Annotated in this window: 6 protein-coding genes; all 6 read left to right on the forward strand. The window is 65.0% G+C overall.

Translation table 11 applies throughout. The annotated features are described in order from the left end of the window. Positions 1 to 10: 10 nt before the first annotated feature. The 6 genes from GTW58_RS07400 (at position 11) to wecC (ending at position 8,412) form a co-directional block, all read left to right on the forward strand. Positions 11 to 1,354 (forward strand): glycosyltransferase family 4 protein, encoded by a 1,344-nt coding sequence (locus GTW58_RS07400; RefSeq protein WP_198673424.1) that lies wholly within the window; start codon positions 11 to 13, stop codon positions 1,352 to 1,354. After that, entirely contained in the window at positions 1,347 to 3,218 is a 1,872-nt protein-coding gene (locus GTW58_RS07405) for a glycosyltransferase family 4 protein (protein ID WP_198673425.1), read from the forward strand. Before GTW58_RS07400 ends, GTW58_RS07405 begins: the two co-directional genes overlap by 8 nt. Further along, positions 3,215 to 4,192, forward strand: coding sequence for an ABC transporter permease (locus GTW58_RS07410; RefSeq protein ID WP_232818015.1), 978 nt, complete (start codon positions 3,215 to 3,217; stop codon positions 4,190 to 4,192). Before GTW58_RS07405 ends, GTW58_RS07410 begins: the two co-directional genes overlap by 4 nt. Then, entirely contained in the window at positions 4,179 to 5,123 is a 945-nt protein-coding gene (locus GTW58_RS07415; RefSeq protein ID WP_232818016.1) for an ABC transporter ATP-binding protein, read from the forward strand. The genes GTW58_RS07410 and GTW58_RS07415 overlap by 14 nt, the downstream gene beginning before the upstream one ends. Positions 5,124 to 5,248: 125 nt before the next feature. After that, positions 5,249 to 7,039: a glycosyltransferase family protein gene (locus GTW58_RS07420; protein ID WP_342453299.1), complete on the forward strand. Its 1,791-nt coding sequence runs from the start codon at positions 5,249 to 5,251 to the stop codon at positions 7,037 to 7,039. A gap of 110 nt (positions 7,040 to 7,149) precedes the next feature. Further along, entirely contained in the window at positions 7,150 to 8,412 is a 1,263-nt protein-coding gene (wecC, locus tag GTW58_RS07425) for a UDP-N-acetyl-D-mannosamine dehydrogenase (protein WP_119932776.1), read from the forward strand. Position 8,413 lies beyond the last annotated feature (1 nt).

The following is an 8,413-nucleotide window of genomic DNA, read 5'->3' on the forward strand; positions in this document are numbered from 1 at the left end:
GACCACCCCCATGAATGTCCTCCTCCTCACCCACTCCTACTGGCCAGAGCATTCCCCTCCGCAACGGCGCTGGCAGTCCCTGATCCGCCACCTGCGCACCCGAGGCTGGCAGGTCACGGTGGTGACACCCGTGGCCCACTACAGCCACGGTCCCGACTACACCCGCAGCACTCGCGGTCGGGTGTGGGGAACCCAGCTCGGGCCCCTCGGGGAACGGATTCGACGGGTGCCGTACCTCACCGGAGGCGATGACCGATTCAGCAAGCTGGTGGACCAAGTGTTCACCGCTACAGGCAGCGGACTGCGAGCAGTCACGACGCCGCGCCCAGACGTCGTCGTCGTCACCGCACCGTCGCTGCCCCTGCTTGCCGCGGGATGGTGTGCGGCCAAGCTGTGGCGGGTGCCCCTGGTGGTGGAGATGCGTGACGCGTGGCCGAACCTTGTCACCGACTCCGGGGTGGCGCTGGGCCTGGCCCAAAAGGTGATCAACCGGGCTGTGGAGTTTGTCCAGAACCAGGCCGACACGGTGGTCACCGTGACCGAAGGGTTTGCCGAGACCCTCCGGGAGCGCGGTGTGGGGAGCGTGGTCACCGTGCGCAACGGGGTGCAACTGTCGCGCACACCACTGCTGCCACCGGTCCCGCCACGTGCTCACCTTGAGGTTTTGTACCTGGGCAACCACGGCGAAAGCCAGCGCCTGGAGCGGTTGATCGACGCGGCGGGTCTGGTGGGCAGCAGCATGCACCTGACGATGGTGGGGCAAGGGTCCCAGAAGGCTTCCCTTGTGGCCCACGCCGCCCGCACCGGGGTGCCGGTCCGATTCCTGGACCCTGTGTTCCGCAAGGACGTCTTCGCCTTGTACGAGCAGGCCGACTCCTTGGTGATCTCGCTACGCGACGACTGGAAGTCCTTTGAGGCGACGATCCCCTCCAAGACCTACGAGGTCCTGGCCGTTGGCCGCCATGTCACCGGTGTGGTCAAGGGAGAGGCGGCACGGGTGCTCGAAGACTCGGGGGCCGGCCACATTGCCAACGGCACCGCCGAGGACATTGCCAGGGTGTGGCGGCAACTGGCTGCAGACCGCACCCTTCTGGACGTCAAGGACTCCGGACGACTGTGGGTTGCCAACCACGCCGACTACAAAGATCTGGCCGGGCAGTATGACGCGCTGTTGCGCGGGTTGCTGTCCCGTGTTGCGCCAAGCGCGTCGACTGCAAAGCCTGCCGAGGCCGCCGGGGCTACAGGGGCTGCCGGGGCGACAGTGGCTGCAGGGGCTACGCAGGCTGACCACGCGCCACCTGCTCAAGGCGCAATCCCCGAGTTCGCCGAGCGAAGGGACCCTACCCGTGGCTGATCATCACGGGAGAATCCCTTGGGGCGCGCATCTGCGACTGGTCCTCTCAACCGTGTGGGAGCACACGGGAACGGACCCCGTGGTATTCGCCCTGCAGGTCTCGCGGCGCCTGCCCACCCCCGTGGCACAACGCATAGCCCGCCCGCTGAGCCGCACCACCGCTTGGACCCCGGCGATCGGGGCCGTGGGACTTCACATCACGGGGCGTGAGCAGCAGTTGGAAGACCTGTTCGATGCCGCGTCCCGGGTTCAGCCGCGTACCGCTCGCCAGCGGCGTGGTCTGCGACGGCTGGCCGAGGTGGCGCTGGCGGTGGACTCCGTGGACCACGCCTTTCGTCTGACCAGCCAGGTCCCACAGAAGTTGCGCGGGGCAGCCGGTACCAGGGCTCGCCGTGACTGGTACCTGGGGGAGATGAGCTCCGCCGTCGTCGAACTGCAGCGGGCATGGCTCACGGGGCGCGCCACTGCCGGGGAACGCCGGCAATTGGAGCGCCTGGTCGATGAACGCGCCCAGTTTCACGGCGCGCGCCCCAGGTTGGCCGGGCTCTTGGGCGAGGACCTGCCAATGGTGACGACCACCTACCGGCCCCGGGAGCAAACCGTTGTTCATGTGCTGACCAACTCCGTTCCGCACACCTCCAGCGGATACGCACTGCGATCGCATTCGTTGCTGAGCGCCCAGGCGAAACAGGGGTGGCGTGTTCACGCGGTGACCCGCCCCGGATATCCGGTTCAGGTGGGCAAGCTGGGCGCGGCGGTCTACGACGTGATCGACGGCGTGACATACCACCGCATCAATCCGCCCACGCTTCCCACTACCGCCACGGGTCGGCTGGAACTGTTCGCCCGCGACCTGCTGGCGCTGTGCCTCCTGACCCGACCGGCCGTGCTGCACACCACCACGCATTTCGTCAACGCTCTGGTGGTACGCGAGGTGGCTGAGGTGCTCGGCATCCCGTGGGTCTACGAGGTCCGTGGACAGTTGGCCGACACCTGGGCTTCACGGCGCCCGGCCGTGGCAGCTTCTTCGGAACGCTACCGCTGCTTCACCTCACGGGAGGCGGAGGCGGCTCGCCAAGCCGACGACGTCGCCGCTTTGGGTGGTGCCATGGCCAACCGGATCCAGGAGATCACCCAAGGTGCAGTGGACTCCGGCAGCGTCCGTCTGGTGCCCAACGCCGTGGGTGCGGACTACGAACCCGAACCGGAGACGGTGGCCGGGGTTCGCGCCCGGCTCGATCTCGACCGGTGGGGGATCAGTGGCGAATCCTTCCTGGTCGGCTCCGTCACCAGCGTGGTGGACTACGAAGGCCTGGACGATCTGATTCGGGCCATGGTTGATCTACCGCCCGGGATCACCGCGGTGATTGTGGGCGAAGGCAGCGCGCGGCCCGGTTTGCAGGAACTGGCCCGCGGGCTCGGGGTGGCCCAGCGTGTGGCATTCGTGGGCCGAGTGTCCAGGTCGGAGGCCCGCCAGTGGCAACGGGCGCTGGATGTCTTTGTGGTTCCGCGCAGGGATCGCGCCGTGACCCGTGCCGTGACTCCGCTGAAGATCGTGGAAGCCAGTGCCAGTGCGGTGCCCGTGATCGCATCGGATTTACCCGCGATCGCCGAGTCGGTCCAGGATCGGGTGACGGGACTGCTGGTGCCCGCCGAGAACCCTGGTGCGCTGGCCGACGCAATCATGAAATTGTGGGCGGATAGGGGGCTGGCGCTTAGACTCGGTCAAGCTGGCCGGAAGGCGGTCCTGGAGCATCGAACCTGGTCGGCTGTGGCTGCGGGCACCCTCGCCCAGTACCTGCGGCTCACTCGTGCCACATCAACGGACGCCATTTCGGGGACGACACCTAGGAGAACAGCGTGAGTGCACGGCATGGTGACGAATCTGAGCGCACCACGCGGTCCTCCTCGCGCGGGGGCTCGCGTTCCACCGCCCAAGACGCCCCCTGGAGTGCAGGACCTCAGACCGTGATCGGTGACGCCCCCGGGCGGGTGGCCTTCGACTCCTCCGACCTCAAACCCGTCGGCGCACGCCCACCCCTTCTGGACTATTTGGTCAGCTTGTGGGGTGCTCGGCATTTCGTGATCTATGACGCCCGCGTGCGCCTGGCCGTGAGCCAGGACCACACCGTGTTGGGCAAGGTGTGGTTGGTGCTCAACCCAATCCTGTTCGGGTTCACGTTCTACCTGATCTTCGGGCTGCTGCTGCAGACCAACAGGGGGATCGAGAACTTCACCGGGTTCATCATCATCGGCTTCATGATGTTCTTCTACACCACCCGGTCTTTCGTGGCGGGGGCGCGATCGATCGCCAACGGCCAGAACCTGATCCGTGGCTTCTCCTTTCCACGGGCGGCCCTGCCGCTGGCGATCAACGTGCGTCAGGCACTGAGCCAGTTGTACGTCCTTGCCGCCATGTTTGCGCTGGTGCTGGTGGTTCCACCGTCCGAAAGGGTCGGTCTGCACTGGTTGCTGGTGATCCCCATCTTCCTGCTCCAAACCGTTTTCAACTGGGGCCTGGGCATGCTGTTCGCCCCGCTGGTGCACAAGATCCCGGACGTCGGCAACATCATGGCGGTGGTCACACGCCTATGGATGTATTCCTCGGGACTGTTCTATGAACCCTCCCGTTTCACGGACAATGCCACGATCCTGGCGCTGTTCCACCTCAACCCGCTCTATCAGATCCTGCAGATGACGCGCGGTGTGATGCTCTACGACACCTTGCCGTCGATGGAGCAGTGGTCCCTGCTGGTGGTCTGGGCCGGTGGGGTCTGGCTGTTGGGACTCATCGCCTTTTGGCGCAACGAGGAGAGCTATGCCAATGAACGCCGCTGACTCACTCTTCGAAGACCCCAAGGCCTCCACCCCGGAGACCCCGCGTCCACGGCCCGGAGACCGGCACTCCGGCCAACCTCAGGCAGCGGCGATCCGCCCCGCCGTGGTGATCGACGACGTTTCCATGGTTTACACGGTGACCAGCACGGGCTCGGAGGAAGAGGACCAGGTCCACGGTGCCCGTCGCCTGGCCCGCCGAGCACTCGGTCGACCACCGATCGTGAAGAACCATGCGCTCACGGGCGTGCGGCTGCTGATCGAACAAGGCGAGTTCGTGGGCTTCATCGGGCGCAACGGGTCAGGCAAGTCGACCTTGATGAACATCGTGGCCGGGCAGATGAACCCCACCAACGGTCGGGTCTGGGCGGTGGATCGACCCGCCAAGTTGGGAGTCAACGTGGCCTTGGTCCCGGCGCTGTCGGGTGATCGCAACATTCGGCTCGGGTGCCTGGCCCAAGGTATGACGCCGGGTGAAGTGGACGAGGTATTCGATGAACTCGTGGAGATCGCGGCCCTGGGCAAGGCGCTGTACTGGCCCATGAAGGCCTACTCCTCCGGAATGGCCGCGCGCCTGCGCTTCGCGGTGGCCACCGCCACGAACCCTCACGTGTTGATCCTGGACGAGGCCTTGAGCACCGGCGACGCCCAGTTCCAGGCCCGCGGTCAGGCCCGCATGCAGGAGATCCGCAAGAACGCGGGCTGCGTCATGTTCGTCTCCCACTCCATGAGCGAGATCCGCAACCTGTGCACGCGGGTGGTGTGGATCGACGACGGCCACGTGGTCATGGACGGTGACACCAAGGACGTGGTGGACCGGTACGACAAGTACATGGGTTTGCTGGCCGATGGCAATCTGCTCAGCGCGCGTGCTTTCCGTGACGAATGCGCAGGCCAGTACCGGCCCCTGGCGTGGATGGGTGGTTCCCTGTGAGCAACCGATCCCTGACAGCCATGGCACGCGACTACCTGGATGAGACCCGCACTGCCGTCTGGCACCTGCGCCGAGGAGGACCGGCTCAAGTGCGCAAGTATCTCCGGCGGAGGAACTTACCCGCAGTGACCGCCTCGTCCACCACGACGACGGCGGGGCGTGTCACGTTTGCCGAGGCCAAGCTGCCCATCGAGTGGAAACGTCCTTATCCGCACGTGGCCGTGGCCACGATTCTGGACGACTTCTCCGCCCAGGCATTCGGGCACGAGTGGAATCAGATCCCGCTGCGCCGGGAGGGGTGGCAGGAGCAGTTGGACGCCCACCGGCCCGACCTTTTGTTCGTGGAATCCGCGTGGCACGGCAACGACGACCAATGGCAGTACCAGCTAACGGGTGCCTCCGGCGTCAAACAGCCCTTCCGCGACCTGATCCAGGCTTGCAAGGACCGGGGCATTCCCACCGTGTTCTGGAACAAGGAAGACCCTCCGCATTACGCGGATTTCCTGGAATGCGCCGGGCTGTTCGACCACGTGTTCACCTCTGACGTCAATCGCGTGGAGCACTACCGGCGCGACCTGGGTCATGACCGGGTAGGAGTTCTGGCATTCGCAGCACAGCCGGCCGTGCATTCACCCGCGCGCCCCGCCCATGGCTTCCACGATCGCGACGTCGCCTTTGGCGGCATGTACTTCGCTCACAAGTTCCCGGAACGCCGCGAACAGATGGACCTCTTGTTGGGGGGCGCCGCGGATGTTTCACCCAAGATGCGCCGTGGACTGGAGATCTTCTCCCGCTATCTAGGAGACGATGACCGCTATCAATTCCCGTCGCCGCTGAACAAACACGTCGTGGGCTCCCTCAATTACCGGCAAATGCTCACCGCCTACCAGGCCTACAAGGTGTTCCTGAACGTGAACTCCGTGGTGGATTCACCCTCCATGTGTGCCCGACGCATTTTTGAAATCATCTCCCGCGGAACACCGGTGGTTTCAACGCCGTCGGCGGCCGTGGGGGAGTACTTCCCACAGGATGAGCTGCCGGTGGTGGCGGACCGGGCCGCGGCGGCCGACGTCGTACGCACTCTGGTACGTAGCCCGGAACTGGCCGATCGCACCGTGCGCAAGGCACAACGGCGCATCTGGGATGAGCACACCTACACCCACCGCGCGGCCACCGTGCTGGAGGTCGCTTTGGGCCCGCGCGACGACGGCACCCCGTGGCTGCCCGCCAAGCCCACGGTTTCAGCGATCTTGTGCACCAATCGCCCGCAGAACCTGACCCAGGCCATCCAGACCATCGGCTCCCAGGTGGAGGTGGAGTTGGAACTCGTGGTGGTCTGCCACGGTTTCGATCCGGATCAACATTCGCTCTCCGATCAGGCGCGGGCCTTCGGGATCCCCGAGGTTGAGGTTGTCACGGCGCCGCAGGAGTGGTCCTTGGGGGAGTGCTTCAACGCGGGTGTCTCCGTGTCCCACGGTGCGGTGATCGCCAAGATGGACGACGACGACTGGTACGGACCCAACTATTTGCGCGATCAACTGGCCGTCATGCGCGTGACCGGCGCCGATGTGGTGGGCAAGCAGGCCAGCTACCTGTACGTGGAGTCCTACGATCTGACCTTGCTGCGCTTTGCCGAACGTGAGCATCGGTGGACGGATTTCGTCATGGGACCCACGATTCTGGGCCGCCGGGAGCTGTTCGAGGCCCACCCGTTCCAGCACCGCACCACGGGTGAGGACAGCACTTTCCTGGCCGAGGTGATCGACCACGGATACCGGGTCTACGCATCGGACCGATTCAACTTCCGTCAGTTCCGTGGTGGACACGGTCACACCTGGAATGTGACGGACCAACACATCGTGTCCACCGGTGTTGTCACCTCAATGGGGGACTGGTTGGATCACGTGCGGATATGATGACCTAACCAACTTGGCCTCCCCCCCAGATCTGTCACCTCAAATGTGGTCGCCCACCACCGCGGCGGTCCGCCACCCAACTGATCCCTATCGCGAAGGAAACCCCCTCCATGGCGCACAATCAGCAAACCGTCGTGTTCGTCGGCCTGGGCTACATCGGCCTACCCACTGCTGTGACCCTGGCCAACAGCGGCGTTCAGGTCCGCGGCGTTGACGTCAACACATCCGTGGTGGAGCGGGTCTCCCGCGGCGAAGTCACCATTGTGGAGCCGGGGCTGGAGGAGGAGCTCAAGAAGGCCGTCGACTCAGGCAACCTGACGGCCCACACCGAGATGCAGTCCGGTGACGCCTATGTGATTGCGGTGCCCACTCCGTTCAAGGAGAACTACGAAGGCGACACCTCCTACATTGAGGCCGCAGCGGCCAATATCGCGCCGCTGCTGGAGGGCGACGAGCTGGTGATCCTGGAGTCCACCTCACCGCCGCTGACCACCCGCAAGCTGGCGGAGGTTCTGATCGCAGCTCGCCCGGATCTGACCGTTGATCCCGAGGAAGCGGCGGCAGGACAGAAGAAGCTGATCCACCTGGCCTACTGCCCCGAGCGCATCCTGCCCGGCCGTGCCATGGAGGAGTTGATCACCAACGATCGCATCATCGGCGGCATGACCCCGGAGGCCGCCAAGCGCGGTCGGGCGGTCTATGAGACGTTCTGCAAGGGCGAACTGCTGGAGACCGACGACGTCACCGCCGAGATGGCCAAGCTCACGGAGAACTCTTTCCGTGACGTCAACATCGCCTTCGCCAATGAGCTGTCGCTGATTTCCGACAAGCTCGGGATCGACGTCTGGGAACTGATCGAACTGGCCAATCACCATCCGCGCGTGAACATCTTGCAGCCCGGGCCCGGCGTTGGCGGACACTGCATTGCGGTGGACCCGTGGTTCATCGTCTCCTCCGACCGGGAGAACTCGAACCTCATTCGCACGGCGCGCGAGGTCAATGACGGCAAGCCGCACTGGGTGATCAACAAGGTCAAGGAAGCCGCATCACACAAGGAATCCCCCGTGATCGCTGCTCTTGGTCTGGCGTTCAAGGCCAACATCGATGATCTGCGCGAATCACCTGCCGTGAACATCACCAAACAACTGGCCGCCTCGGCTCCGAACGCCACGGTGCTGGCCGTCGAGCCCAATGTCACCAGCCTGCCCAAGTCCCTGGAGGGTGTGGCCAACATCGAATTCGCCCAATACCGTGAGGCGATCGACCGCGCCGACGTGGTGCTGCTGCTGGTGGATCACGACGAGTTCAAGGATCTGCCCGCCACCGCACTGGCCGGCAAGGAAGTTGTGGACACCAAGGGCCTGTGGCGCTGAG

This window comes from Kocuria subflava, from assembly GCF_012163155.1.
GTDB classification, from domain to species: domain Bacteria; phylum Actinomycetota; class Actinomycetes; order Actinomycetales; family Micrococcaceae; genus Kocuria; species Kocuria subflava.

Bases quoted from the DNA above. Each gene is read 5' to 3' on its own strand.
- GTW58_RS07415 (WP_232818016.1), top strand. From the start codon at position 4,179: ATGAACGCCGCTGACTCACTCTTCGAAGACCCCAAGGCCTCCACCCCG.
- wecC (WP_119932776.1), top strand. From the start codon at position 7,150: ATGGCGCACAATCAGCAAACCGTCGTGTTCGTCGGCCTGGGCTACATC.
- GTW58_RS07400 (WP_198673424.1), top strand. From the start codon at position 11: ATGAATGTCCTCCTCCTCACCCACTCCTACTGGCCAGAGCATTCCCCT.